The organism is Rhodobacter maritimus, assembly GCF_058747975.1.
Genome location: NZ_CM179095.1, coordinates 3,355,945 through 3,381,123, shown reverse-complemented (window position 1 = coordinate 3,381,123; position 25,179 = coordinate 3,355,945). Strand labels below are relative to the sequence as shown.

Annotated in this window: 21 protein-coding genes and 1 tRNA gene; 10 read left to right on the top strand and 12 right to left on the bottom strand. The window is 64.1% G+C overall.

Features of this window, described 5'->3' with window-relative positions:
- The 7 genes from AC4PTO_RS16810 to AC4PTO_RS16780 all read right to left on the bottom strand — a co-directional run bounded on the left by AC4PTO_RS16810 (window position 1) and on the right by AC4PTO_RS16780 (window position 7,025).
- Window positions 1–486 (bottom strand): RNA pyrophosphohydrolase, encoded by a 486-nt coding sequence (locus AC4PTO_RS16810; protein ID WP_492730459.1) that lies wholly within the window; start codon window positions 484–486, stop codon window positions 1–3.
- A 45-nt stretch (window positions 487–531) separates the two neighbouring features.
- Window positions 532–1,905: a S41 family peptidase gene (locus AC4PTO_RS16805; protein ID WP_492730457.1), complete on the bottom strand. Its 1,374-nt coding sequence runs from the start codon at window positions 1,903–1,905 to the stop codon at window positions 532–534.
- A gap of 3 nt (window positions 1,906–1,908) precedes the next feature.
- Window positions 1,909–3,057: a murein hydrolase activator EnvC family protein gene (locus tag AC4PTO_RS16800; protein ID WP_492730455.1), complete on the bottom strand. Its 1,149-nt coding sequence runs from the start codon at window positions 3,055–3,057 to the stop codon at window positions 1,909–1,911.
- The gene (gpmI, locus tag AC4PTO_RS16795) at window positions 3,054–4,574 is read right to left on the bottom strand and encodes a 2,3-bisphosphoglycerate-independent phosphoglycerate mutase (protein WP_492730453.1); all 1,521 of its coding nucleotides are present in this window, start codon (window positions 4,572–4,574) and stop codon (window positions 3,054–3,056) included. The genes AC4PTO_RS16800 and gpmI overlap by 4 nt, the downstream gene beginning before the upstream one ends.
- Before the next feature lie 124 nt (window positions 4,575–4,698).
- A complete protein-coding gene (gene rlmH / locus AC4PTO_RS16790) occupies window positions 4,699–5,166 on the bottom strand; it encodes a 23S rRNA (pseudouridine(1915)-N(3))-methyltransferase RlmH (RefSeq protein ID WP_492730451.1) in 468 nt (155 codons plus the stop codon).
- A gap of 9 nt (window positions 5,167–5,175) precedes the next feature.
- Window positions 5,176–5,544: a ribosome silencing factor gene (gene rsfS, locus AC4PTO_RS16785; RefSeq protein ID WP_492730449.1), complete on the bottom strand. Its 369-nt coding sequence runs from the start codon at window positions 5,542–5,544 to the stop codon at window positions 5,176–5,178.
- Window positions 5,545–5,699: 155 nt separating this feature from the next.
- A complete protein-coding gene (locus AC4PTO_RS16780) occupies window positions 5,700–7,025 on the bottom strand; it encodes a mechanosensitive ion channel family protein (protein ID WP_492730447.1) in 1,326 nt (441 codons plus the stop codon).
- Window positions 7,026–7,304: 279 nt separating this feature from the next.
- Here AC4PTO_RS16780 and leuC point away from each other — a divergent pair, with 279 nt between their 5' ends.
- The 4 genes from leuC to AC4PTO_RS16760 all read left to right on the top strand — a co-directional run bounded on the left by leuC (window position 7,305) and on the right by AC4PTO_RS16760 (window position 11,439).
- Window positions 7,305–8,723, top strand: a complete 1,419-nt coding sequence (leuC, locus tag AC4PTO_RS16775; protein ID WP_492730445.1) for a 3-isopropylmalate dehydratase large subunit — start codon at window positions 7,305–7,307, stop codon at window positions 8,721–8,723.
- A 10-nt stretch (window positions 8,724–8,733) separates the two neighbouring features.
- Window positions 8,734–9,339, top strand: coding sequence for a 3-isopropylmalate dehydratase small subunit (gene leuD / locus AC4PTO_RS16770; RefSeq protein ID WP_492730443.1), 606 nt, complete (start codon window positions 8,734–8,736; stop codon window positions 9,337–9,339).
- A gap of 271 nt (window positions 9,340–9,610) precedes the next feature.
- Window positions 9,611–10,438, top strand: coding sequence for a hypothetical protein (locus AC4PTO_RS16765; RefSeq protein ID WP_492730441.1), 828 nt, complete (start codon window positions 9,611–9,613; stop codon window positions 10,436–10,438).
- Window positions 10,439–10,476: 38 nt separating this feature from the next.
- Window positions 10,477–11,439, top strand: a complete 963-nt coding sequence (locus AC4PTO_RS16760) for an endonuclease/exonuclease/phosphatase family protein (RefSeq protein WP_492730439.1) — start codon at window positions 10,477–10,479, stop codon at window positions 11,437–11,439.
- Here the strand turns inward: AC4PTO_RS16760 and AC4PTO_RS16755 are convergent.
- Entirely contained in the window at window positions 11,426–12,307 is an 882-nt protein-coding gene (locus tag AC4PTO_RS16755; protein WP_492730438.1) for a Rossmann-fold NAD(P)-binding domain-containing protein, read from the bottom strand. The two genes, AC4PTO_RS16760 and AC4PTO_RS16755, sit on opposite strands and share 14 nt — an antisense overlap.
- 200 nt (window positions 12,308–12,507) lie before the next feature.
- Here AC4PTO_RS16755 and leuB point away from each other — a divergent pair, with 200 nt between their 5' ends.
- The 3 genes from leuB (at window position 12,508) to AC4PTO_RS16740 (ending at window position 15,059) form a co-directional block, all read left to right on the top strand.
- Window positions 12,508–13,614 (top strand): 3-isopropylmalate dehydrogenase, encoded by a 1,107-nt coding sequence (gene leuB, locus AC4PTO_RS16750; RefSeq protein ID WP_492730436.1) that lies wholly within the window; start codon window positions 12,508–12,510, stop codon window positions 13,612–13,614.
- A 353-nt stretch (window positions 13,615–13,967) separates the two neighbouring features.
- Window positions 13,968–14,966 (top strand): DMT family transporter, encoded by a 999-nt coding sequence (locus AC4PTO_RS16745; RefSeq protein WP_492730434.1) that lies wholly within the window; start codon window positions 13,968–13,970, stop codon window positions 14,964–14,966.
- A 16-nt stretch (window positions 14,967–14,982) separates the two neighbouring features.
- A tRNA-Pro gene (locus tag AC4PTO_RS16740) sits at window positions 14,983–15,059 on the top strand.
- A gap of 264 nt (window positions 15,060–15,323) precedes the next feature.
- Here the strand turns inward: AC4PTO_RS16740 and AC4PTO_RS16735 are convergent.
- Window positions 15,324–15,695: an XRE family transcriptional regulator gene (locus AC4PTO_RS16735; RefSeq protein ID WP_492730430.1), complete on the bottom strand. Its 372-nt coding sequence runs from the start codon at window positions 15,693–15,695 to the stop codon at window positions 15,324–15,326.
- A gap of 739 nt (window positions 15,696–16,434) precedes the next feature.
- On the bottom strand, window positions 16,435–17,331 hold the full coding sequence (locus AC4PTO_RS16730) for a LysR family transcriptional regulator (RefSeq protein ID WP_492730427.1): 897 nt from the start codon (window positions 17,329–17,331) through the stop codon (window positions 16,435–16,437).
- 85 nt (window positions 17,332–17,416) lie between these two features.
- On the opposite strand from AC4PTO_RS16730, the gene AC4PTO_RS16725 reads away from it, so the two are divergent.
- A complete protein-coding gene (locus AC4PTO_RS16725; RefSeq protein ID WP_492730424.1) occupies window positions 17,417–18,598 on the top strand; it encodes a CaiB/BaiF CoA transferase family protein in 1,182 nt (393 codons plus the stop codon).
- Window positions 18,595–19,731, top strand: coding sequence for an acyl-CoA dehydrogenase family protein (locus tag AC4PTO_RS16720; protein ID WP_492730422.1), 1,137 nt, complete (start codon window positions 18,595–18,597; stop codon window positions 19,729–19,731). The genes AC4PTO_RS16725 and AC4PTO_RS16720 overlap by 4 nt, the downstream gene beginning before the upstream one ends.
- 904 nt (window positions 19,732–20,635) lie before the next feature.
- Here the strand turns inward: AC4PTO_RS16720 and torT are convergent.
- Entirely contained in the window at window positions 20,636–21,676 is a 1,041-nt protein-coding gene (gene torT / locus AC4PTO_RS16715; RefSeq protein WP_492730421.1) for a TMAO reductase system periplasmic protein TorT, read from the bottom strand.
- Between torT and AC4PTO_RS16710 the strand changes: the two genes are divergently transcribed.
- The gene (locus AC4PTO_RS16710; RefSeq protein ID WP_492730419.1) at window positions 21,630–24,431 is read left to right on the top strand and encodes an ATP-binding protein; all 2,802 of its coding nucleotides are present in this window, start codon (window positions 21,630–21,632) and stop codon (window positions 24,429–24,431) included. The two genes, torT and AC4PTO_RS16710, sit on opposite strands and share 47 nt — an antisense overlap.
- Here the strand turns inward: AC4PTO_RS16710 and AC4PTO_RS16705 are convergent.
- Window positions 24,401–25,105, bottom strand: a complete 705-nt coding sequence (locus tag AC4PTO_RS16705) for a response regulator (protein ID WP_492730417.1) — start codon at window positions 25,103–25,105, stop codon at window positions 24,401–24,403. The genes AC4PTO_RS16710 and AC4PTO_RS16705 overlap by 31 nt on opposite strands.
- Between the last annotated feature and the right edge of the window lie 74 nt (window positions 25,106–25,179).

The following is a 25,179-nucleotide window of genomic DNA, read 5'->3' as shown; positions in this document are numbered from 1 at the left end:
TCAGGCCAGATGCGGGCGGAACGCCGCGATCACCTCCTGATAGACCGCGCGCTTGAACGGCACGATCGAGGCCAGCATCTCGTCGGCGTCGATCCAGCGCCAGCAGGCGAATTCCGGGTGCTCCGTCTCGATGCGGATCTGGTCGTCCTGGCCGAGAAAGCGGAACAGGAACCATTTCTGCCGCTGGCCGCGATATTTGCCCTTCCAGACCTTGCCCAAAAGCTCGGGCGGCAGGTCATAGCTGACCCAGCCCGGCGTCTTCTCCACGAATTCCACAAGATCGCCGGTGACGCCGGTTTCCTCCCACAGCTCGCGCAGCGCGGCGGCACGGGGCTTTTCGCCGTCGTCGATCCCGCCCTGCGGCATCTGCCAGGCCGCGCCGGGATTGTCGATGCGCTGCCCGGCAAAGATCAGGCCCGCAGGGTTCATCAGCATCACGCCCACGCAGGGCCGGTAGGGCAGGGCGTCGCGTTCGTCTTCGGTCATCGGGATCGTCATCCGTGAAAAGGGGGGCCGAAGCCCCCCGGTCCCTCAGTTCTTCGGCGCTTCGGCCAGCGGCAGCGTGGGGGCCGCGCCCACCGAAATCGCCGACAGGCCCTTGAGAATGTCGATCGCATAGGCAAGCTGGTAATCTTCAAGGCGCAGCTTCGCGGCCTCTTCGGCGCGCGAGAGTTCCTCTTCGGCCTGGCGCTTTTCATCCTCGGTCAACGAGTCGTTTTCAAGCGAGCCGCGCAGATCGGCCTCGGACCGGTCATGGTTCGCGGCCCCGGCCTCGTCCTCGGTGCTTTCGGGCGCGCGCGGGGGCTGTTCCACCACGATGTCGGGCGCGATGCCCAATGCCTGGATCGAGCGGCCGGACGGCGTGTAATAGCGCGCCGTGGTCAGCCGCATCGCCCCGTCGCCGCGGATCGGCATGACGGTCTGGACCGAGCCCTTGCCGAAGGACTTGGTGCCCACCACGATGGCGCGGCGATGGTCCTGCAACGCCCCCGTGACGATTTCCGAGGCCGAGGCCGAGCCGTTGTTGATCAGCACCACGATCGGCTTGCCCTGCGCCAGATCGCCCGGCGTTGCGTTGAAACGCTCGCTTTCCTCGGGGCGGCGGCCACGGGTCGAGACGATCTCGCCCACGTCGAGGAAGGCGTCGGACACTTCGATCGCCTGGTTCAGAAGCCCGCCGGGGTTGTTGCGCAGGTCGATGACAAAGCCGTTGACCTTGTCGATCCCGCCCAGCTCCTCGACCGATTTCTTCAGGCTGTCCTGAAGGTTGTCATAGGTCTGGTCGTTGAAGGTGGTGACGCGCAGCACCACGGTCGATCCCTCGGTGCGCCCACGCACCGCCGTCAGCTTGATCGTATCGCGGATGATCGACACGTCGAAGGGCTCGGCCGTGCCTTCGCGCACCACGGTGATGATGATCTCGGACCCGACCGGGCCGCGCATCTTGTCCACCGCCTGATCCAGCGTCAGGCCCAGGACGGATTCGCCGTCGACATGGGTGATGTAGTCGCCCGCCTCGATGCCGGCGGCGGCGGCGGGGGTGTCGTCCATCGGTGCCACGACCTTCACGAAACCCTCCTCCTGCGTGACCTCGATCCCGAGGCCGCCGAAGGTGCCACGGGTCTGCACGCGCATGTCGTCGTAATCGTCGGGGGGCAGATAGCTTGAATGCGGATCGAGCGAGGACAGCATGCCGTTGATCGCCGCCTGCACCAGATCGCGCTCGTCGACCTCTTCGACGTAATCCGCGCGGATCCTTTCGAAGATGTCGCCGAACAGGTCGAGCTGTTCATAGACCGACGAGGATTTATCTGCCTCTTGCGCCAGCAGGGGGGCGGCCACCTGCGTGGTCATCAGCGCCCCGGCAATGGTGCCGCCCGCCGCGGCAATCAGAAACTTTCGCATCGTTTATCCCTGGTCTTTCCTGGTTTCGGTGAACCACTCGCCGGGGTCCACGGGTTCGCCGTTCATCCGAAGTTCAATATAAAGCGTCTCGGCCCTGCCTGCGCCACCACCTTCTGCCGCCGCGGCCACAAATTCCGCCCCGAATTCCTCGGCCGCGGGTTCTGCGCCGCCCATCAGGCCGATCGGCGCCCCGCGCGGCAGCACGTCTCCAGTCTCACCATAGACCGTGCCAAGCCCGGCCAGAACCAGAAGATAGCCTTCTGCGGGCTCCACGATCATCACATTTCCGTAGTCAAGCAAAGGTCCGCGGTAGCGGATGGTGGCGGGCCACGGCGCGGTGACAAGCGCGGCCGGGGCGGTTGCAAGGACCAGGCCGGGGCGGCGGATCCCTGCGGCATCCGCCTCATCGAAGCGGCGCAGCACCGTGCCCATCGCGGGAAGCGACAGGCCGCCCCTTGCACCTGCGAAATCCTCTAGCGGGGCGCCGATATCGGTATCGAGATCCGCCAGGCCAAGCGCGAACCCCTCCAGCGTGTCGGCGCTTTGCACCAGCTGGCGCAGATCCTCGGGGTCTTCCAGGTAACGGCCGGGCAGGGCGGTGCGGTCGGCCACAGCCTGCGACAGGGCGGTGCGCGCCTCCTGCACCGAATGCAGGCCGTCTTGCAGAACCCCGGCCGCGCTTTGCTGCAACAGGCGCAGGGCGGAAATCTCTTCCAGCGCGCCGCGCATCGCCTCGGCCTCGCCTTGCAGGGCGGGCGTCACCGCCGAAAGCACCATGCCCGAACGGGCAGAGCCGACCGGCCCCGCCGGATGCAGAAGCAAAAGCGGCCCTTCGGATTGTTCCATCGTCGACATCACGCCCAGAAGCCGGCCAACGTGATCGCGCCGCGCCTCGAATTCGGCCCGGATCTCGCGTTCGCGGATCGCGGCGCGGCGCAGCCCGTCGCGCATCGCGCCAAGCCCCGCCTCATAGGCGCGGATGGTTTCGGTCAGCGCGGCCACCCGGTCGGCCTTGGTCTGGGCCGCATCCAGCTGTCCGATCACCGCGCGCAGGGCCTCGGCCGCCTGAAGCGCGCTTTCGGTGGCGGGGCTTTCGGCCCCCGCCGTCCCCGCGCCCAGGCACAGGGCCAGAAGGATCGCGCGGGCCCTCATCTCTCGATCAGCGTCTTGCCGGTCATTTCGGGCGGCACGGGCAGTTGCATCAGGTCCAGCAATGTCGGCGCTATATCGGCCAACCGCCCCTTGCGCAGCCGCACCCCCGGCGGCCCGCCGATCAGGGCCACGGGAACTGGGTTGGTGGTATGCGCGGTATGCGGCCCGCCAGTCTCCGGGTCGATCATCGTTTCGCAATTCCCGTGATCGGCGGTCAGTAGCATTGCGCCCCCGGCCCTCTCCAGCGCGGCAAGCACGCGGCCCAGATCGCGGTCGATCTCTTCGCAGGCCGCGATGGCCGCGGGCAGCGATCCGGTATGGCCGACCATGTCGGGATTGGCGAAATTCACCACGATCAGGTCATAGCCATGCGCGATCGCGGCGACGAAACGGTCCGTCACCTCGGGCGCCGACATCTCGGGCTGAAGGTCATAGGTGGCGACCTTGGGCGATTTCGGCATGAAACGATCCTCGCCCGCCTCAGGTTCCTCCTTGCCGCCGTTCAGGAAGAAGGTGACATGGGGGTATTTCTCGGTCTCGGCCAGGCGGTATTGCGTCTTGCCCTGCCGGGCCACCCACTCGCCAAGCGTGTTGACGATCTCGCGCTTGGGATAGGCCGTTGCCATATAGGCGCTGTGCGCCTCTGAATACTCGACCATGCCCAGCAGCGCCGCCCATTGCGGGCGCGGACCGGTGTCGAATTCGGCAAAGCCCGGCGCGCCGATCGCGCGCAGGATCTCGCGCGCCCGGTCGGCCCGGAAGTTGAGACAGAAGACACCGTCGCCATCCTTCGCACCGGCATAGCCGCCGATCACCGTGGGCGCGATGAACTCGTCCATCTCGCCCTTGTCGTAGGATGCGGCAACCGCCGCCACCGGGTCCGCCGCCTGCACGCCCTTGCCCCGGATCATCGCCTCATAGGCGCGGCTCACCCGCTCCCAGCGGTTGTCGCGGTCCATCGCCCAGTAGCGCCCGATCACCGTGGCGACGGTGCAGCCCGCAGGCACGCGCGCAACCAGGTCGCGGACAAATCCCTTCGCACTGTCGGGCGCCACGTCGCGCCCGTCGGTGATCGCATGCAGCAAGACCGGCACCCCGGCACCCGCGATCATGCGGCAGGCCGCCAGCACATGCTCGATATGTCCGTGCACGCCCCCGTCCGAAACCACCCCCATCAGATGCGCCGCCCCGCCCGAGGCTTTCAGCGCTGCGATGAACGCAAGGATCGACCCGTTTTCGAAGAACGATCCGTCCTCGATCGCCAGGTCGATCGCGCCAAGATCCATCGCCACGACCCGGCCCGCGCCGATATTGGTATGGCCCACCTCGGAATTGCCCATCTGCCCAGCCGGCAGCCCCACGTCATGGCCATGGGTGATCAGCGTCGCATTGGGGCAGCTTGCCATGATGCGGTCGAAATTCGGCGTCCGGGCCAGCAGCGGCGCATTGCCCTCGGTCTCGGACCGCGCGCCCCAGCCATCGAGAATGCAAAGAACGACGGGTTTCGGACCGGACATCGGCACCTCCTGCAAGAACAGCGCCCCCTACATAGGCCCGGCACGCGCGCCGGGCAACAGCCCCCGCTTTCACCAGAGCGTAAATATCCCGGGGAGTCGCCGCAGGCGACGGGGCAGCGCCCCCTCAGGCGCGATGATAGGGCGTCCCGGCCAGGATCTGGCCCGCACGGTAAAGCTGTTCTGCCAGCATCACCCGCACCAGCATATGCGGCCAGACCATCCGCCCGAAACTGATTGCGCAATCCGCCCGCGCGCGCAGCGCGGGGGCAATCCCGTCCGCGCCGCCGATCACGAAGGCCAGATCGCGCGCCCCGTCGCGCCAGCCGCCCAGCTTCGCGGCGAATTCCGGCGAAGAGATCACCTCGCCGCGCTCGTCCAGCACGATCAGGACGGCACCGGCGGGAACCGCGCGCTCCAGCAGGGCGGCCTCGGCCTCCATCCCCAGGTTCTTGCGGTCCTCGACCTCGATCACCTGCGCGGGGCCCAGCCCGAGACTGCGCCCGGCCTTGCCGAAACGCTCCAGATAATCCGAGATCAGCTCAAGCTCGGGGCCCTTGCGCAGCCGCCCGACCGCGCAGATCGTCACCTTCATGCGCCGCCCTCAGACGGCGCCGCCCGCGGGCATCCACATCTTCTCAAGCTGATAGAACTCGCGCACTTCGGGGCGGAACACATGGACGATCACGTCCTGCGTGTCGATCAGCACCCAATCGCCTTGATCCTTGCCCTCGATCCGGCACTGGCGGCCGAATTCCTGCTTGAGCCGGTCCATCAGCTTTTCCGCGATCGCACCGACCTGACGCGACGAACGACCCGAGCAGATCACCATGTGATCCGCCACGGACGACCGCCCGCGCAGGTCGATCGTCACGATATCCTCGGCCTTGTCGTCTTCGAGAGAGGCGATCACGCGGGCAAGCAGCTGTTCGCTTGTCAAATCCGACCCTGACGCCCTGACCTTCGTCGTCATGGGCGCCGCCTTTGCAGCCTGCGATCCGGCTGCCGGAGTTGTCTGATACAGGACATAGTCCTCCTGGGTTGCGCGCCGAATGCCGCCCCGGCGCCGGGCATGATACCAAGGTAACATCGACGGGCCGCAATCTCAACGATCCGCGCGCCCGCAATTCAGTCGTTCGCCTTAGCGGTTGGCGGCGCATCGGGCAAGAGCCGAACTTCACGCTGCGGGAACGGGATCGAGATGCCGTTGGCGCGGAACGCATCCCACAGCGCCAGATAGACCGCCCCGCGCACATTGGTCAGCCCGTCGGCCGGGTCGGTGATCCAGAAGCGCAGGATATAGTCGACCGAGCTGTCGCCGAAGCCGACGATATGGCACACGGCGGGCCTGTCCTTCAGCACGCGGTTGACGCTTTTGGCGGCCTCGATCGCAAGCGGGCGCACCTTGTGCGGATCGTCGTGATACGAGGTGCCGAAGAACAGGTCGATCCGGACGAATTCGTTGGAATGGGACCAGTTCACCACCTGCCCGGTGATCAGGTCCTCGTTCGGGATGAGGTATTCCTTGCCGTCGCGCGTGACCACGCTGACATAGCGCGCGCCCAGGCTTTCGATCCAGCCGAACGTGTCGCCAAGGCTGATCACGTCGCCGGGCTTCACCGATTTGTCGAGCAGGATGATGATGCCCGAAACGAGGTTCGAGACCACCTTCTGCAAACCGAAACCCAGCCCCACGCCGATCGCCCCCGACAGGACCGCAAGCCCTGTAAGGTCGAACCCCACGGCCTTCAGGCCGATGAAGAAGGCCGCGCCGTAAAGCAGCACCTGAAGGAACTTGACCACCAGCACCCGCATCGAGGGCGAGATGTCCTCGTTGCTGCGGATCTGCGTCGCGGCGCGCTGCGTCATCAACCGCGCGCCGGTGAACAGAACGCCCGTCAGCACCAGCGCCTTCAGCACCGCAAGCGCCGACAGCCGGAACCCGCCCAGCTCGATTGCGAAACGGTCGAGGAATGCGCCCACCGTCCCGGTCAGGCCAAGATAGTAAAGCGTGACATAGGTCCAGGCCCCCCATGTCACGATCCGGCGCAGAAAGCGGTTGCGGATGATCCGCGCCAGAAGCCCCACCAGTATCCAGGCCGTCGCCAGGGTTGCCGCGAAAACCACGATGAAACGCCGCGAGGGAAAGGGCGAGATCTGTTGCAGCACCAAGACGGCGGACCAGGTCAGCATAACGAAGACGATACCGCGAAAGCGCTTGCGCAGCAGCACCAGCGCGCGCAACTGCCAGGGGCGCAGCCCCTTTTGCCGTCTTACCCAGTCATCGAAACGCGGGCTTGCCCAATGCGCGACCAGATGCGCGATGGCAAAGGCCACGGCGATGATCGCGAATTGCCAAAGCCGTGTGGGCAACAGCATCGAACCGGCAAAGATCTGCAATTGCGACAGGATCTCGTCCAGTGTCCGCATGGTTTGCGCGTCGAGCAGATCCATCGTCCCCTCGCATTGTCAGGCCTTGCGGGATCAGCCTTGCACAACGGGCGCCACGATGCAAAACGCATGGCGACGGTTTCGATTGCCAGACTCGGTTTCGTCGCTTATTTACCGCCCATGATCCGCTATTTCGATATGGACGACCGCGCCCGTCTTCCCTGGCGCTTTTACGGTGAGAGCCGGTCCATCCTCGCGCGACTTTGACGCCGGGGCAGCGCTGCCGCGTTGTCAGCCGCCACGTCACGAATGTTTCAAAGCCATCCTGCGAAAGTGAGAGCCATGTCCGCTCCGAAAACCCTCTATGACAAGATCTGGGACGCCCATGTCGTCGATACCTCCGATGACGGCACCTGCCTGCTCTATATCGACCGCCACCTGGTTCACGAGGTGACCAGCCCGCAAGCCTTCGAAGGGCTGCGGATGACGGGCCGCAACGTGCGCGCCCCCGAAAAGACCATTGCCGTGCCGGACCACAACGTGCCCACCACGCTGGACCGCGAAAAAGGCATCGACAACGAGGAAAGCCGCATCCAGGTCGATGCGCTGGACAAGAACGCCAGGGATTTCGGGATCAACTATTACCCGGTTTCCGATATCCGTCAGGGCATCGTGCATATCGTCGGCCCCGAACAGGGCTGGACGCTGCCGGGCATGACGGTGGTCTGCGGCGACAGCCACACCGCCACGCATGGCGCCTTCGGGGCGCTTGCCCACGGCATCGGCACCTCCGAGGTGGAGCACGTCCTGGCCACCCAGACGCTGATCCAGAAGAAATCCAAGAACATGAAGGTGGAAATCACCGGCAAGCTGCATCCGGGCGTCACCGCCAAGGACATCACCCTTGCGGTGATCGGCGCGACCGGCACAGCCGGCGGCACCGGCTATGTCATCGAATATTGCGGCGAGGCGATCCGCGACCTGTCGATGGAAGGCCGCATGACCGTGTGCAACATGGCGATTGAGGGCGGCGCTCGCGCGGGCCTCATCGCACCGGACGAGAAGACCTTCGACTATGTCAAGGGCCGCCCGCACGCCCCCAAAGGCGCACAGTTCGAGGCCGCGCTGAACTGGTGGAAGACGCTTTACACCGACGAAGGCGCGCATTTCGACAAGGTCGTCACCCTGAAGGGCGAAGAGATCCAGCCCGTGGTGACCTGGGGCACCAGCCCCGAGGACGTGCTGCCGATTTCGGCCACGGTTCCGGCGCCCGAAGATTTCACCGGCGGCAAGGTCGAGGCCGCGCGCCGCTCGATCGACTATATGGGGCTGGCTCCGGGCATGAAGCTGACCGACATCAAGATTGACGCGGTGTTCATCGGATCGTGCACCAACGGGCGGATCGAGGATCTGCGCGCCGCCGCGGCCATCCTCAAAGGTCACAAGATCGCGCCGGGCGTGCGCGGCATGGTGGTGCCCGGTTCGGGGCTTGTGCGCGCACAGGCCGAGGAAGAGGGTCTGGACCAGATCTTCAAGGATGCCGGATTCGAATGGCGCCTGGCCGGTTGCTCGATGTGCCTGGCGATGAACCCCGACCAGCTTGCCCCGGAAGAGCGCTGCGCCTCGACCTCGAACCGCAACTTCGAGGGGCGGCAGGGCTACAAGGGCCGCACCCACCTGATGAGCCCCGCAATGGCGGCGGCGGCGGCCGTGACCGGCCACCTGACCGACGTGCGCGAATTCATGGCCGAGACGGTCTGAGGAGACGATCATGGACAAATTCACCACTGTTACCGGCGTCGCGGCGCCCATGCCGCTGGTCAATATCGACACCGACATGATCATCCCCAAGCAGTTCCTGAAGACGATCGAGCGCTCGGGGCTGGGCAAGAACCTGTTCGACGAGATGCGCTATGACCGCGACGGCAACGAGATTGCGGATTTCGTGCTGAACCAGCCGCAATACCGCAACGCCGAGATCCTTGTCGCCGGGGATAATTTCGGCTGCGGTTCGTCGCGCGAACATGCGCCCTGGGCGCTTCTGGATTTCGGGATTCGCTGCGTGATCTCGACCAGCTTTGCCGACATCTTCTTCAACAACTGCTTCAAGAACGGCATCCTGCCGATCGTCCTGCCGCAAGAGGCGGTCGAGGTGCTCATGGACGATGCGCGCAAAGGGTCCAACGCGCGTATGACGGTCGATCTGGAATCGCAGACCGTCACCAGTTCGGACGGCCAGTCCTTCGGCTTCGAGGTCGATGCGTTCAAGAAGCATTGTCTGCTGAACGGTCTGGACGATATCGGCCTGACGCTCGAGAAGGCTGCCGCGATCGACACGTTCGAGGCGAAAGCCGCGCAGAGCCGCCCCTGGGTCTGAGGGCGCCTATGGCTGTTTCTTTGCCCTGACACAACATATGGGCCGCCCGCTATGGGCGGCCTTTTTGTTGCGCTGAAATTGATGCAAAGCCGCACCAGTTCGACCACGAAATTGCCCCAATGCCCCCGTTAACCTAGAAGCCGGATTGCCTGGGGGCTCGGAATGCGCAGAATTATCTTCATAACAAGGCAGACCGCCGCAAACGGCGGAGACGATACGGAACAAGGGGTTGGCATCGTATCAACCCCGACCGAGGCAGAGGGATAGAGCAGTGGTTTCGCGACTCACAGGGGCGCTCGTGCGCGCTGTATTGATGGTGTTCCTGATCGTGGCGCCATCCTTGATCCTTCCGGTTGTGACCTCGGATACGAAGCAGATCGTGGCGCTTGTCGCCTTGTTCGCAGCGGGCCTGACCTTCTTCGAATATGTATCCGTCTATCCCGGCATAGTTGAATTCCGCGATGCCCCTCCGTTCAATCGCGTGCGCTACGTTTCGCTGTTTATCACGGTGCTGCTGCTGTCCGTGGTTGTTCTGTCGGCCTATCACCCGACCACGCTGACCCGCTTCATCCAGGTGTTGGGCGCGGCGGTGTCCCGCTCGATCGACTTTCCCTACAGCCCGGTGCGGCTACTGGTGCTGATGCTGCCCAAGGACGCACATCCCGCACATCTGGAAATGGTCCGCACTGCGGGTGGGATCAGCTACCTGATTTCGCTGATCACGCTGGGCTATTTCGTGCTGATCCTGCGCACGATCGGCTGGCCCAATGCCAATAGCGGCTTCAATGTCTGGGTCAATCTGCCGACGTTCGACCCGACCGCAGGGGGTGATGTCGTCGATCGCTTGCGCCGCGATGCGTGGTTCAACGTGGCACTGGGCTTCCTTTTGCCCTTCCTTATCCCCGCGGTGGTCAAGACCGTGTCGGCAGGTTTCACGCCGGTCACGCTGGAATCCCCGCAGACGATGATCTGGACGGTGGCGGCATGGGCATTTCTTCCCGCAAGCCTTTTCATGCGCGGCATTGCGATGGGCCGCGTGGCCTCGATGATCGAGGAGAAGCGCGCCGCAAGCCGGGCCGAGGAATACGCAACCGCCTGATCCTTGCCGCACTGGCGCTTTGCGCGGCCGGACCGGTATTGGCTGAGCGGCTGCGCATTGCCACCTATAACGCCGAGCTTTCGCGCAAAGGCCCCGGCCTTCTTTTCCGCGCCATCCAGAGCGGGAAGGACCCGCAGGTCGAAGTCGTGGCCGATACGCTTGCGGCACTCGGCCCCGATGTGCTCCTGCTGACCGGGTTCGACTGGGATCACGATCTTCTGGCGTTGCGTGCCCTTGCCGCGCGGCTTTCGGCCCGCGGGCAGGAGTATCCGCATCTGTTCGCGCTGCGCCCCAATAGCGGGCTGGCAAGCGGGCAGGATCTGGACGGGGACGGCCGCCTGGGCGATCCGCGCGACGCGCAGGGCTATGGCCGCTTTCTGGGCGAGGGGGGCATGGCGCTTTTGTCCCGCCTGCCGGTGGATCGGGCGGGCGTGCGCGATTTTTCGGATCTGCTCTGGGCCGATCTTCCGGGCGCGCTGATTGCGGGGGCGGGGCTGTCCGGGGCCGCGGCGGGCGTCCAGCGGCTGTCCTCCACCGGCCATTGGGACGTGCCCCTGACGTTGCCCGACGGGGGCGTGCTGCATCTTTGGGCCTATCACGCAACGCCCCCGGTCTTCGACGGGCCAGAGGATCGCAACGGCCGGCGCAACCATGACGAAACCGCCTTCTGGCTGCGCTATCTGGAGGCAGAGCTGCCCGCGGCCCCCGCCCCGGCGCCGTTCGTCATCCTGGGCGATGCGAACCTTGATCCCGACCGGGGCGAGGGGCGCCATGCCGCCCTGCGAGCGTTGCTATCCCACCCGCGCGTGCAGGATGTGGATAGCGGCCCCACGGTCGACTGGTCCGAGATTGGCCTGGAGGGCGCGCGGCGGGTTGATTACGTCCTGCCCTCGGCGGGGGTGACGGTCGTGGCGGCCGGGGTTCTGCGCCCCGACCCGCTGGGTAATGCGGACCCGGCCACGCGCCACTGGCCAGTCTGGGTGGACATCACCCTACCCTGAGCCCCTTCATGAACAGATGCTCGTAGACGATCCGCTCGGTTGTCTTGAGCGTGAAGTCGGGGAAAAGCGTCCGGAAATCCGCCCCGTCGATCGAATGCGGCGTGTCGTAAAGATAGCGCATCTCAAGCAGTTCGCGCCCCAGCTCCCATACCGGCGCGGCAAGACGCAGCGCCCACCACGCAAAGACGTCCACGCGGATCTCGCGCGTAAGCTGGCGGCCGATCTCATCGGCAAGCTCCTGCGTCGAGAAGGTCGTGCCGGGAAAGCCGAGGTCAAGGAAATCGGGCAGCGCATCGCCGGTTTCCGCAAGCGCCACCGCGGCGCGGGTCAGATCCGCCAGATCGGCATAGGCGCGCGGCACGTCGGGCTTGCCCATGGCGGTGACCCGGCCCTTGGCCACCGATTTCAGCATCACCCGGTTGAGGATGGTCGCGGGCGCGTCGGCCTGCACGAAATCGCCCGCCCGCAGGATCAGGACCTTCGTGCCCGCTTCGGTGGCGGCGCGATAGCGGGCCTCCATCTCGGCGCGCAGGCGTCCCTTGCGCGAACAGGGCTCATGCGGGGTGGCGGCGCCCCAGAGGCCGGGCTGGCGCCCGAACACATAGACATTGCCGGGCAGCATGATGCGCGCGCCGCTGGCATGCGCGGCGGCCAGAACCTGGGTCGTGATTTCGGGCAGGAACCTGTCCCAGGCGTGGTAGTCCGGCGGGCTCATCGCGTTCACGATCCATTGCACGCCCCGCGCGGCCACCGCCATGTCGGTGCCGCGGTGATAGCGCGCCACATCCCATCCCGCCGCGCGGAAAGCCCGGCCCGCGGCCGTGCCGAACGTGCCGCCCATGCCCAGTATCAGAACCCGGTGTCCCATCCTGCCCCTTTTTCGCCGCTACAACTTGCGGATGCAGGATGACCGCTTGGCGCGCCCTGCGCGACCCGCCATTCGGCGCCCGGGCGAAACTTTGCCCAACCGTCGGCCAATCCCTGCCGAGCGCCCCGCCCGGCCGTGGCGCTTGACCCCGCGTCCGCCATTGGATACGCCGCTTTCGACCCATTTTTCCGGAGGCGTTCATGGCTAATCCTTCCATCCTCATCCTTGCCGGCGACGGCATTGGCCCCGAAGTCATGGCCGAGGTGAAAAAGATCATCGGCTGGTTCGGTGAAAAGCGCGACATCGCGTTCGACGTCAGCGAGGATCTGGTGGGGGGCAGCGCCTATGACGCGCATGGCACGCCGCTGACCGACGAAACCATGGCCCGCGCGCAGGCGGCCGATGCGGTGCTTCTGGGGGCCGTGGGCGGCCCGAAATACGACAACCTCGATTTCTCGGTCAAACCCGAACGCGGCCTTCTGCGCCTGCGCAAGGAGATGGACCTTTTCGCCAACCTGCGCCCGGCGCAATGCTTCGACGCGCTGGCCGATTTCAGTTCGCTCAAGAAGGAGGTCGTCGCGGGGCTCGATATCATGATCGTGCGCGAACTGACCTCGGGCGTCTATTTCGGAGAGCCGCGCGGCATCTTCAACGAAGGCAACGAACGCGTGGGCATCAACACGCAGCGCTATACCGAAAGCGAGATCGCCCGCGCCGCCCGCTCGGCCTTCGAGCTTGCCCGCCGCCGGGGCAACAAGGTCTGCTCGATGGAGAAGGCCAATGTCATGGAATCGGGCATTCTGTGGCGCGAGGTCGTCCAGAAGGTCCATGACGAGGAATACCCCGATGTGGAGCTGAGCCACATGTATGCCGATAACGGCGCCATGCAGCTTGTGCGCTGGCCCAAGCAGTTCGACGTGATCGTGACCGACAACCTGTTCGGCGACATCCTGTCCGATTGCGCCGCCATGCTGACCGGCAGCCTTGGCATGCTGCCTTCGGCCTCGCTCGGCGCGCCGATGGAGAACGGCCGCCCCAAGGCGCTTTATGAGCCGGTGCACGGTTCCGCGCCCGATATCGCGGGGCAGGGCAAGGCCAACCCGATCGCCTGCATCCTCAGCTTCGCCATGGCGCTGCGCTACAGCTTCGATCTGGGCGCCGAGGCCGACCGTCTGGAACAGGCGGTCGAGAAGGTGCTGGCCGACGGCGTGCGCACCGCCGACCTGATGGGCCCCGAGGGCGGCACTGCCGTTTCCACCTCCGAGATGGGCGACAAGATCGTCGCGGCCCTGAACGCAAGCCTCTGAGCCTTTGCGAAAGGCCGGCCTCCCCGTGGGCCGGCCGCGCCCTTGCCCGCATCACGACGGCAGGGCGGGTCTGTGTCGTGAGGCCGGGCCGGGCTTTGCCGACGCCATGAAGTTCGGCCCTGCCCGGCATCTTTTCGTCGCCGGCCTCTGGCCCAGGACCGGCAAGGGCCTTCATGTCGTCATCGCGGGCCATGCGGCGCGGCGCATTCTCTTCCCGACGACGCGCCGCGGGGTCTGCTCTTTCTCTCTGCATCCTTCCTGTCGTGAACATGCCCGTGCCGGGGCCGTTGAGGCCCTGTGCGAAATCTGCGATGTTGGCCGGGTTAGCGCAAACAGGGGGCAAGGGCGGCACGATGGGCGGCAGCAATATCAGGGGGGCGCTTCTGGGCCTTCTGGCAATGGCGATCTTTGCCACGCATGACGTTGTCGTCAAAACCCTGGGCGGGACCTTCACGGCCTTCCAGATCCTGTTCTTCGCGGCGCTGCTCAGTTTTCCGATCATGACGCTGATCCTGCTGAACGACCGGCGCGAGGCGCATCTGCGCCCGATCCACCCCTGGTGGGTTTTGTTGCGCACCTGCTGCGCCGTGGTCACCGGCGCCTCGGCCTTCTATGCGTTTTCGGAACTGCCGCTGGCGCAGACCTACAGCATCCTCTTTGCCACGCCGCTTCTGATCACGGTTCTGGCCATCCCCGTCCTGGGCGAGCGGGTGGGCATCCATCGCTGGGCCGCGGTGGTCGTGGGTCTTCTGGGTGTGATCGTGGTCCTGCGTCCGACCGAGGCCGATCTGGGCCCCGGCCACCTGGCGGCGTTGACGGCCGCGGTCAGCAGCGCGACCGCCTCGGTCGTGGTGCGCAAGATCGGCTCCGAGGAACGCTCTGTCGTGCTGCTGCTTTATCCGATGATGGCGAATTTCCTGACGATGGGGGCGATCCTGCCCTTCGTCTATGTGCCGATGCAGATCACCGATTTCGGCCTGATGGGGGTGATTGCGCTGTTCGGCCTGACCGCCTCGTTCCTGACGATCCTTGCCTATCGCTCGGCCGAGGCGGTGATCGTCGCGCCGATGCAATATTCGCAGATCCTCTGGGCGACGGGCTATGGCTGGTTCCTGTTCGGAGAGACCGTCGATCTTGCCACCGTGACGGGCGCCGCGATCATCATTGCATCGGGCCTCTATATCGTCTTCCGAGAGGGCCGCCGGAACGTGTCCGAGAACCGCCCCGTGCTGCATACGCGCGGCCGTGGCGAAACCGGCACCACCGCGCCCCGCGCTTCGGTCCTGCAACGCGTGCTGAGCCGCGAGGGCGCGCGGTCAAAACCCCTTGCAAATGCCGCGGGGAATCGGTAACCCCCGCCCACACGGTCGGAGCGTAGCGCAGCCTGGTAGCGCACCTGCTTCGGGAGCAGGGGGTCGGAGGTTCGAATCCTCTCGCTCCGACCATTAAAATTATCCCGAAATATCAATGATTTAAAGTTACCAGTTTTTCGTGTCCAGAACACTTTTACGGACCATAAAAGCGGACCAAACAAGCGTATCGGACTTGTTGGGCTTAGCTTGAGCTACATAATCTCGAAGTGCGCTCATCTCGCGCACATGTCGATTCGACGATATCTTGCCTGCAGTCCGGTAACTGCTCCGCGGCCGACACTTGTAGACAGAGAGGCGAACGTCCTGAGGTTCCGTCGAGCAGTTGACACTGCGCTCTCACGCGCTCAGGGGTGATCTTCTGCTCGCGCTCGCCTGAGATGACGCGAATGAACTCGATCCAGCCTTCTCGTTCTCGCTGACGGCCGTGCCGAACACCTTGAGGATCGCAGTCGCCGCTGTGACGCCGACAGACTCTTCGAGCACAAGATGCATCAGCAGGGCGGAACCTGCTTTCAGGGCTTTCGCCGACGCGGGCACACGTTCAAGCGGGATCTTGTTCGCGCCGGATTTCAGAAGGCCCGGTATGTTCGCGTTCACGAAGCCGGCTTCATGGGTGATCTCCTTGTAGGATTTCTTGTGTTTCAGATCGCGAACGCACTTGGCAATGAAACGGGTGCCGGGGCTGCCTCCGTAAGGCGTGTTCTTCACAGTATCTCCTGTGCGTTGAAGCTGTGACATCGTGATACCGTGCGCGCTTGCGCGGGTCGGGTGGGACTACGTGGTCGCGCATAGGGAAGTCGAAGTCTTAGAAGAAACGAGCTCGCTTGATGGGGATGCGTTCTGGCGCCACGACTCCGGGCGGTCGAGCCCTTCGGGTTCAGCGCGTTTGCGCTGCCGGAAGAGGTGGTGGTGGTAGGATATCGAGCGGTTTTCCCAAGACGCCGAAACACGCGTCTACATGGCGCTCTAAGTGTAACCTGATAGATATCGTCAGGCTACATTTCGGAGTAGAAGGCAACATTGTAGGCTCAGATCCGATTCAGGAACGGCTTGAAAGGCTCATAATTGTTACATGGTGCTCAGTGAGCGCGCTCTAACATGAATTGTCTTATTCACTTCTTCGAAACGACTTAGCCGAAGTGTTATCTAAAATCGCTGATTTTTGGGTTTTTCCGGAACGACGCTGTGATGACTGGGCGAACGTGGCGCGTCTGGTGGGGTTTGTGGCGCGGATTAGCATGGCCAGAGGCGATGTTGAGCGCGGTGTGCCGATCGGTCTCGATGGCCTTTCGAATGGGATCCGCCCAGTACCTGATTGTCTTCTCGCAGCCGCATCGCAGCACCGCTATCATGATGGGCGTCCATCTCTAGAACGTCCTAACATACTGGATTCAAAACGGGAGGTGCAATTCACCGGGCCGTTGATTTGCCTCGGAGGCTCCGGCGTTCAAGGGGCCGGGCTGAAATAGGTTTTGGCAAAGGCCGTAAAAGCCTGGGTGATTGGCCGTTTGAGTGCCGCCCCGCGATGGGCGAGCGCGATCTGATGCCGCGGCGGGTGGCCGGCAAGGGGCACACGGACGATCGGACTGCCATCGTAGCAGGGGCCATCTGGCAGGTCGGTTGCCAACAGGCCGACACCGAACCCATTGGCCACCATTGATCGCAGCATTTCAATCGAGCCGGTTTCGTGGGCCACGCGCACCGGGACACTGGCATTTTGCAACAGCGACAGGAAATAGCCACGGCTGTGCGGCAGGTTCACCAGGATTACCGGCTCCTGCGCCAGGTCTTCGGCGCGCAGGCTGCTCTGCCCGGCGAGCCTGTGGCCCTGCGGTAGCAGGGCATAGGGCTCGGCCGCGATCAGGGGTATGATGACGAAATCGGACGGAATGCCGAAATCATAGAGCAGTGCCAGGTCGATCCGGCCCTCGCTGAGCCAGTCGAACAGCGTTTGCAGATCGCCTTCAAGGATGCGGACTTCGGCGTCGGGGCGGGTGGCCAGAAAGCGGCGGACCAACTGCGGCGCATAGCGCGCGCCGAGGGTAGAAAACACCCCCAGTTTCAGGAACTCCGGCGTGTTGTCTCCGCCGCTCAGCACCCGACGCGCCTGTGTCTCCAATTCGCGCAGTTGGGCAAGCTTGTGCTGACCAAAAGGGGTCAGCTCCATCCCGCGCCCGGGGATGCGGAGGAAAAGTTTCTGTCCGAACACCTCTTCGCAACGGGCAATGGCCAGCGAAACCGACGGCTGCGAGGTATTCAGCACGCGGCTTGCCGCAGCGGTGCTGCCGGTGTCCGCGACCGCCAGCAGGATTTCGACCTGGCGGAAGTTCAGCGGTATATTCAAGTTGGAATACCCTTTATATGTATCTCTTATTTCCGAGTATACCTTAGTGGACGCTATCCTCCAGCAAGCAAATGAGGGTGGATGCATGTTCGAAACTGACAAGGCAGTTGGCCGCAGGCCGCTCGAAGGTGTTCGAGTGCTGGATTTCTCCCGCGTTCTGGCCGGGCCCTACTGCACGGCGCTGATGGCCGATCTGGGCGCGGAGGTGATCAAGGTCGAACCCCCCGCGGGCGATGATTACCGCCATATCGGTCCGTTCAGGGACGGCGAGAGCCTGCTGTTTCAATCGGTGAACCGCGGCAAGAAATCGATCGTTCTGGATCTGAAATCCAAGGAAGGCGCGGCGGCGGCCCGGGCGTTGGCGGCAGAGTGCGATGTGCTGGTCGAAAACTTCCGCCCCGGCGTGATGGCGCGGTTCGGGCTGGGGGCAGAGATGCTGTGCGCAGCCTGTCCCCGGCTGGTCTATGTGTCCGTGTCCGGGTTCGGCCAGACGGGTCCGAACCGGATGCAGCCGGCCTATGACATCATCATCCAGGCGATGAGCGGGCTGATGGATATGACCGGCGCCGAGGATGGCCCACCCATGATGGTCGGAGAAGCTTTTGCCGATGTGGCAGGTGGCATGTTCGCGGCTTTCGGGGCGATGGTGGCGCTGTTCGACCGCAGCCGCAGCGGCAGGGGGCGGCATGTCGATCTGGCGCTTTATGACTCGTTGGTGTCGATGATGCCGGTGGCGGCCTGCCGGGCGTTGATGGCGGGCGAGGCGCCAAGACGGACGGGCAACAAGCATGCGCTGTCGGCCCCTTTCGGCGCCTATTCGGCCAGCGATGGCGGTTTCACCGTTGCGGTGCTGAATGACCGGCTGTTTGCGCGTTTCTCAGCGGCCATCGGCGCGCCGGGCCTGGCGGACGATCCGCGTTTTGCCAGCGATGCCTTGCGGCGGCAGAACGAACCGGCGCTGGCGCAGCATATCGAATGCTGGGCCGCTGCCCGCACCGCTCAAGACGCGGTGGCGGTTTTGTCCGAGGCCGGCATTCCGGCCGCGGCCCTGTGTTCGGTGTCAGAGGCCTGGGGCTCGCCGCAGGCGCAGGCGCGCGGCCTGACCTCGGCAGTCGAGCATCCCGCCCTTGGCACGGTCACGGTGCCGGAGCAGCCAGTGCATTTCAGCGGTGCCCCACGGGGCGGGCGCCAGCCAGCGCCCGCCTTGGGCGCCCACACCCAGGACATTCTGCAACAGCTGCGGCACAAACAGGGAGAACCCCGATGAGCGTTGATCTGAACAGTGAAGAACAGGCCGTCATCAACCAGATTGAGCGGTTTTCCAGCGAGGTTCTGGCCCCTGCCGCCGCCGCAATCGACGCAAGATCCCAATTCGCAACCCTGCACCGTCCGGCGCTGGCCGAGATGGGCATCATGGGGATGAACCTGCCCGAGGCTTATGGCGGTATCGGTCTGTCCGGGACCGCGCTTTATTGCGCGGTGGAGGCGATCGCGGGGGCCTGCGGCTCTACCGCCTCGATGCTGACGGCGCATTTCCTTGCTACGGATTCGCTGCTTCTGGGGGCAGATGAGACGTTGAAGCAGCGCATTTTACCTGCTGCGGCGGCGGGGAAGACCCTGGGGGCCTTTGCCCTTACGGAACCGATGGCGGGTTCCAACCCGGCGGACATGCGCAGTACCGCCGCCCGCGATGGTGACGGTTACCGGCTGAAGGGGGCCAAATGCTTTATCTCCAATGCAGGGGAGGCGGATTTCATCGTGGTCTACGCCAAGACGGACAACGCCGCCGGCGCGCGCGGGGTCAGCGCCTTTGTCGTGGAACCGGCCAAGACCGACGGGGTGGAGATCGGCCGGCACGAGGAAACCATGGGCCTGCGCGGCGGTCATGTGTTCCCGATATCGTTCGACTGCCATGTGCCTGCGGAAAACCGGTTGGGCGACGAGGGCACGGGGTTTCGCACCGCGATGAAGGTGCTGGACAATGGCCGTATTGAAGTGGCCGCGCAGGCCACCGGCATTGCGCGCGCCGCGCTGGATGCGGCCGTGTCCTATGCCAGGGAGCGCGAGGTCGGCGGACAGCCGATCGCCAGCTTCCAGGGACTGCAATGGATGCTGGCGGACAGTGCCACCGAGCTGGCGGCGGCGCGTGCCCTGGGATTGCAGGCCGCCCGCAAGCGCGGGACGGGAGAACGATATTCGAGGGACTCTGCCTTTGCCAAGCTATACGCGAGCGAGGCGGCATGGCGCATCGCGGACCGGGCGCTGCAAATCCACGGCGGATACGGCTACACCCGCGACTTTCCGCTGGAACGCTACCTGCGCGACTTGCGGATCTTCCGAATTTACGAGGGTTCCTCGGAGATCCAGCGAACCATCATCGCCCGCGAACTTCTGAGTTAGATTTTAGGTGGTCTCATATCTGTGTGCGCCCATTTTAAAGTTGCTCTACCGCGGTGAAACAAGAGAGGCCTAGTGAAGGTTGTTGTGGCCGTATTGGCGTTGGCTAGAAATCAAGTCAGCCTTCTTTGACTGTTTTGTCGTGGAGCAGTTACTCTGTCGTGTCTGGAAGGCGCTGCGATCAGCAGAAACAGTTGGTTTAAAATCTGTTTGCCGACCGTCATGAAATGACTTGCCTGGGGGAATTTTCTGCGACGCGGAAAAGCTGGCGCTGCGATCTCAAACAAAACTTTGGATTTTTGTACGGGAAACCGTCCCATGTGCGTAGCTGTCTTGAAGGCTTGCGCGCCCGAGATGAAGAAGCGTCGGCGGCATCGAGCCGATCGTTAGCGGCGGTTCCAACCCATTACTATGCGCTATTCTTGACGCGCCTGCGAGAGGATCGGTCAGAGCAGACGAAGGTTGCGGATGGTGAATAGCAGCGATGGATTTATGGAGGGGTGCGAGGGTGTCGAGCCACCGGCGAGGCAAACGGCGCAGGCCTGATGAGGTCAAGGCGCGGATCGTCGCCGAAAACCTTCAGCCGGGAGTTCGGGTCACCGATCTGGCGGCGCTATGACATTCTGCCCCGTCATCTGTCAGATTGGCGTCGCAATGCTCGATAGAGTCGGCTGGCACTCTCAGGCGACCTGATGGACGCGCCGAGCACATCCCAAGGCTCGGCGGTGACAGAGCCTGCCTTCGTGCCAGGCATCAAGCTAGTTGAAGTCCTGTTCGCGCCCTTCTTCGGAGGATTTCCGGGTGTAGATTTCACAACGGATTCGGCAGGGCATGTTTAAGTGTCTACAAATCCTGGGGCATATAAGGGATGCCAAGTATAGCTTCTTTTTCCGCTGTCCCGCCCGTCTTATTCGATCGTCGGAAAGTAAGTGGGCGGAGACATCTTGAGCGTTTGAAGCTCCTCTGAGTTGGGTTCCATCAGGCGGATAACCGGCCCGTCTGAAACGGCGACATCTTCGCCAGTCAATACGCCGAGTGCCTGCCGCACAGCCATTCGCCCCTGTTCCATGGGATCATCGAATGGCGCGGCCATCACCTGGCTTCCGATCAAGCCTCGTTTGATGGTATGATTCACATATGTAGCTATTAGTCGCGGATGGAGAGCCATTCCCAGATCCTGTTGGGCGAAATGGCCCATTGCAGCCTCGATAGCGGGTGCGGAGCCGATTAGGTAATCGCTCTCTGGCCAAGCGGCCAATGCGTCCTCAACCAGTCTCAATTGCTCTCGGAGGCCCGTATCCGAGCCCAACACGGCGCTGATCTTCAGGCTGCTGGCTTCGATGGCCTTGCGCAGCCCTGTTTCTAATGGTCCGGTCCAGCCCGCCTCTTCGGGCCCGGAAATCAGGACTGCGGAGACAGGGGGGCTGCCGGCCGGATGGCGCGCGGCCAGATAGCTGCCCACGCTGTATCCCATGTCATGCCAGTCGACACCGATCCGCCCGGACAATTCGGGTGAGGCGAGTGCATTCACAAGGCCGAAAACCGGCCGTTGCTCCGCCGCTCCGGCGACAGCTTCAAGCAGGTCCGGATGGTCGAAGCTTACCGTGCCGATGAGAATTGCGTCTACGCCATCTGCCAGGCATTCCGAAAGCTGCGATATCTGGCTCTCCCGGGCGCTGTAGCCGCCGGCCTCGAAAAAAATGAGTTCGGTGCCTTGCCGGGCGGCTTCGGTCTCCAACCCATAGCCAACGCTCAGCCAGTATTCGTCCTTGAAATGCGGGACCAGAACGCAGAGCCGCGTCAGCCCCTCGGTTTGCGCTCCAGCGATGCTGGCTGGCATGAGCAAGACTGCGGCCCAAAGCACGATTGATTGGCCGATCGACAGTCCGTAACACTGAGCCATGCGAAAGGCGCGCTTCGATACCCAGTTTCTCTTGGTTTTTGCCATTCTTGTTGCCCTGACGGTCATGGTCGGGGGGCTCGCGATGGCCGTGAACTGGTATCTCGTGCGCACCCATGATCAGATCATAGACGGAAATCTTCCGGCTAGGGAACTCGCTGCGCGGGTGGACGCGCAGGCCGGGTTGATCGGACCGTTGACGGATGCGCTGGCCATCGCGCAAAGCGACGCCGATCTCGCGCGTGCGGCCGGGTCGGTGGCGATGCTCCTGACAGAAATCGAGGCGGGATTTGAACAGCTTGGTGCCGTGCGGGTAGTGTCGGCGACGGCCGAGCCACCGGAGACGACGCTGGCTCGGATGGTCGAGACTGCACAGCTAACCACGTCCACTCAGGGCGAACTCAAAGCACTTTATGCACGGATTGGGGCGGTAGGTGAGCGGCTCGAAGAATTGATGTCCGCTCAGGTTGATCTCGCGCGATTGCGGATGACAGCGGGCCTTGCAGAACTATATGCGCAGCCATTCGACGCCGCGGACCCGCGGATCGACGGCCTTGCAGACCGATATTTCTTTGCCTTTGACCGGCTTGCCGAGCTTGTCCGTGTCGTTGATGCATTGCGATTGCATATCCCGGCGGAAGTTGCTCCGATGACCGAAGATCAGGTGTCGCGAAGCCGTGAGGAGATCGTCGAGGCTTTGCAGATCGCACAGCGCCGGTCGAGCTACCTGCCGAGCCTTTCGGCGCGAACCGAGGTTGCAGAACTGTTGGCGCAGTATGGTGCTGCGCTCGAGGCGGGAGGGGCATTCGACCTTCAGTTACAGCTGGGTGTCGCACAGATGCAATTGGCGCGTGATGCGCAGTCGCTGCGTGCGTATGTGGAGAAGCTGGTGAACGAAGCGGGGCTGCTGCGTGATCAGGCGCAGGCGCGCAGTCTTGCCGAGATCGCGCATGCCGACCGGGTGCTGGTCTGGCTTTCGGTTGCTTTGGTCGTCTTTGTCTTGCTGGCGCTGGGTGTCGCGACACTGGTCTGGGTTTATGCACGCAAGCGTTTGGTGACCCGGCTTGGCGCAGTGTCACAGCGAATCGTGGCGGTTGCAGAAGGCGATTTCGAGACGCGAATTCCGATCAGCGGCCATGATGAGATCGGTCGGATGGAAAAGGCGCTCAATGTGTTGCGCCGGCGCTCTGCAGAGGCTGCGCGCCTACGTGGCCATCTCGAGGAGGCTGTTTTGCAGCGCACCGGTGACGTGCTTAACGAAATGCGCGAGTCCGATGCTGCCCGCGCCGAGGCCGTTGAGGCTAACCGGAAGAAGACGGCCTTTCTCGCGCGAATGAGCCACGAAATACGCACCCCGCTCAATGGTATTATTGGCATGCTCGATCTGCTTGGACTTGAAACGCCTCCGGGGCCCGGCAAGGAACGTATCGTAGTAGCGTCGCGTTCAGCGCGGGAGCTTCTTGAAATCACCAATGATATCCTGACCTTCACCAGCACCGAGGAGAGCGGGCCCGGCCGGGGTGCCATGCATTTCTATCTACGCAGTCTGGTCGGTCAGCTTGGCCAGCAGGCTTTAGGTTTGGCGCGGGAAAAGGGGCTCGAGACCGAGGTTGATCTGGCCGAGGGTGCCCCGCCGGTGCTTTTGGGCGATGTGGTAAAGATCAGGCAAATTCTGATCAACCTGATTTCGAACGCGGTGAAATATACGCCGCGCGGGTCGGTGCGGCTGCGCGTCGACCATGCGACAGGCGCTCAGCCGGGCGAGGTTGTGCTGAGCTTTGCGGTCGAGGATACCGGCATAGGGCTAAGCCCGGAGGATGCCCGCAGAGCCTTCGAGGCTTATGGGCGCGCAGATACGGCGTGGCGGTCAGGCACCGAGGGAGTCGGTCTGGGGTTGGCGATCGCGCGGCAATTGACCGAAGCTATCGGGGGCGGCCTGCATTTTGAGAGCGAGCAAGGGCAGGGGACACGGTTCGTACTGACGGTTCCATTGAGGCTGGGGGACCCTGCGCAGATCGAGACGGAGAGCGCCGTTGAGACAAATAGCCAATTCGACCTTGACGTGCTGGTGATCGAGGATCATCCGGTCAATCTTCTTGTGGCGCGTGGTCTGCTTGAGAAGCTCGGCTGCCGGGTGACCGACGCGCCGGACGGGCGGACCGGGTTGGATCTGGCAGCAAAGGTGCGCTTCGATCTGGTGCTGATCGATCTGGGTCTGCCCGATATCGACGGGGAGCGTGTGGCGCGTGAGCTGCGTGCGCGGCCCGATCCGCCCAGAATGGCCGCGTTGACGGCCCATCTGATTGATGACACCCCTGATGAGCGAGAGCGGATCGGGGTCGATGCTATTCTTGGCAAGCCGGTTTCGCCGCGCGCCCTTGTGGGCCTGCTGGAGGGGGTGGCCGGGCAGGCCCTTGCCGCCCGCGCGCCCGAACCCGAAGCGCCCGAACCCGAAGAGCGCCCGGATGCCTCTGTTCTGGCCGTGCTGCGCGGCGATATCGACACGATGGGGGCCGAAACGGTGCAGCAGATCCTTGCGGCGTTCCTGAGCGATCTTCCCGAGGGGCTGGCCGCGCTGGCGGCGGCCAGCGGGGCGGAACGCGCGCGCGCCGCGCATCGCCTGAAGGGGGCGGCCTCGAATTTCGCGCTGCACCGCTTCTGCGCGCGGCTGGCCGAGATCGAGAAGACCCCGGACCAGCCCTGCGACGATCTGGGGGCGCTGGCGCAGGCGGCGCGGTCCGATCTGGAAGGTGCGGCGCGCGCGCTGGGGCTTCACTCCTTTTCCAGGGGCACCAGCCTGTAGCCTTCGCCATGGATCGTCAGGAGCCAGTCGGGATTGACCGGGTTGGCCTCGATCTTCTTGCGCAGCCGCCCGATCACCACGTCGATCATCCGGTCGTTCGGGCGCAGATCCGCCCGCCCGAGCGCCTCGGCGATGCGGGCGCGGCTCAGCGTCAGGCCGGGATGGTTCGCAAGCACTTCAAGGACCTGGAATTCCTGCGGGGTCAGGGGCTGCGCATCGACCGGCGATACCAGCCGCCGCCGGATCCGGTCCAGCCGCCACGGCCCGATCCGGTCGGTCGGCCCCGGACCTTCGGGGGCCTGCCCGAGATCCGAGATCCGCGCCAGCAGGTTCTTGACGCGGGCGGCCAGTTCGCGCGGGTCGTAGGGTTTGGTGACATAATCGTCCGCGCCCATCTCCAGCCCGACGATCTTGTCGACCTGATCCGATCGCGCGGTCAGCAGGATGATCCCCACCTTGGATTTTGCGCGCTGTTCGCGGGTGATCGTCAGCCCGTCCTTGCCTTCAAGGTTGATGTCCACAAGCAGCAGTTCGGGCGGATCGACCGCGATCATGTGCTCCATCGCCTCGGCATCCTCGGTCTCCGACACCCGATAGCCCAAAGAGCGCAGGTAACCCGCAAGCCGCATCCGCGTCACGCGGTCATCTTCGACGATCAGGATGTGATGGCGCATGAAGCGGTGTTTACATTTCTTTACATCTTGGCACAACGGGAATTGCGCAATGTCAACGGGGCCGGGCGGGGGCG

Excerpts from the sequence above, each read along its gene's own strand:
- AC4PTO_RS16810 (WP_492730459.1), bottom strand. The coding sequence starts at position 486 with ATGACCGAAGACGAACGCGACGCCCTGCCCTACCGGCCCTGCGTGGGC.
- AC4PTO_RS16780 (WP_492730447.1), bottom strand. The coding sequence starts at position 7,025 with ATGGATCTGCTCGACGCGCAAACCATGCGGACACTGGACGAGATCCTG.
- AC4PTO_RS16745 (WP_492730434.1), top strand. The coding sequence starts at position 13,968 with ATGGGCGGCAGCAATATCAGGGGGGCGCTTCTGGGCCTTCTGGCAATG.
- rlmH (WP_492730451.1), bottom strand. The coding sequence starts at position 5,166 with ATGAAGGTGACGATCTGCGCGGTCGGGCGGCTGCGCAAGGGCCCCGAG.
- torT (WP_492730421.1), bottom strand. The coding sequence starts at position 21,676 with ATGGCAAAAACCAAGAGAAACTGGGTATCGAAGCGCGCCTTTCGCATG.
- leuD (WP_492730443.1), top strand. The coding sequence starts at position 8,734 with ATGGACAAATTCACCACTGTTACCGGCGTCGCGGCGCCCATGCCGCTG.
- AC4PTO_RS16755 (WP_492730438.1), bottom strand. The coding sequence starts at position 12,307 with ATGGGACACCGGGTTCTGATACTGGGCATGGGCGGCACGTTCGGCACG.
- AC4PTO_RS16710 (WP_492730419.1), top strand. The coding sequence starts at position 21,630 with ATGCGAAAGGCGCGCTTCGATACCCAGTTTCTCTTGGTTTTTGCCATT.
- AC4PTO_RS16725 (WP_492730424.1), top strand. The coding sequence starts at position 17,417 with ATGTTCGAAACTGACAAGGCAGTTGGCCGCAGGCCGCTCGAAGGTGTT.
- rsfS (WP_492730449.1), bottom strand. The coding sequence starts at position 5,544 with ATGACGACGAAGGTCAGGGCGTCAGGGTCGGATTTGACAAGCGAACAG.
- AC4PTO_RS16705 (WP_492730417.1), bottom strand. The coding sequence starts at position 25,105 with ATGCGCCATCACATCCTGATCGTCGAAGATGACCGCGTGACGCGGATG.
- leuC (WP_492730445.1), top strand. The coding sequence starts at position 7,305 with ATGTCCGCTCCGAAAACCCTCTATGACAAGATCTGGGACGCCCATGTC.
- AC4PTO_RS16720 (WP_492730422.1), top strand. The coding sequence starts at position 18,595 with ATGAGCGTTGATCTGAACAGTGAAGAACAGGCCGTCATCAACCAGATT.
- AC4PTO_RS16800 (WP_492730455.1), bottom strand. The coding sequence starts at position 3,057 with ATGAGGGCCCGCGCGATCCTTCTGGCCCTGTGCCTGGGCGCGGGGACG.
- AC4PTO_RS16805 (WP_492730457.1), bottom strand. The coding sequence starts at position 1,905 with ATGCGAAAGTTTCTGATTGCCGCGGCGGGCGGCACCATTGCCGGGGCG.
- leuB (WP_492730436.1), top strand. The coding sequence starts at position 12,508 with ATGGCTAATCCTTCCATCCTCATCCTTGCCGGCGACGGCATTGGCCCC.
- gpmI (WP_492730453.1), bottom strand. The coding sequence starts at position 4,574 with ATGTCCGGTCCGAAACCCGTCGTTCTTTGCATTCTCGATGGCTGGGGC.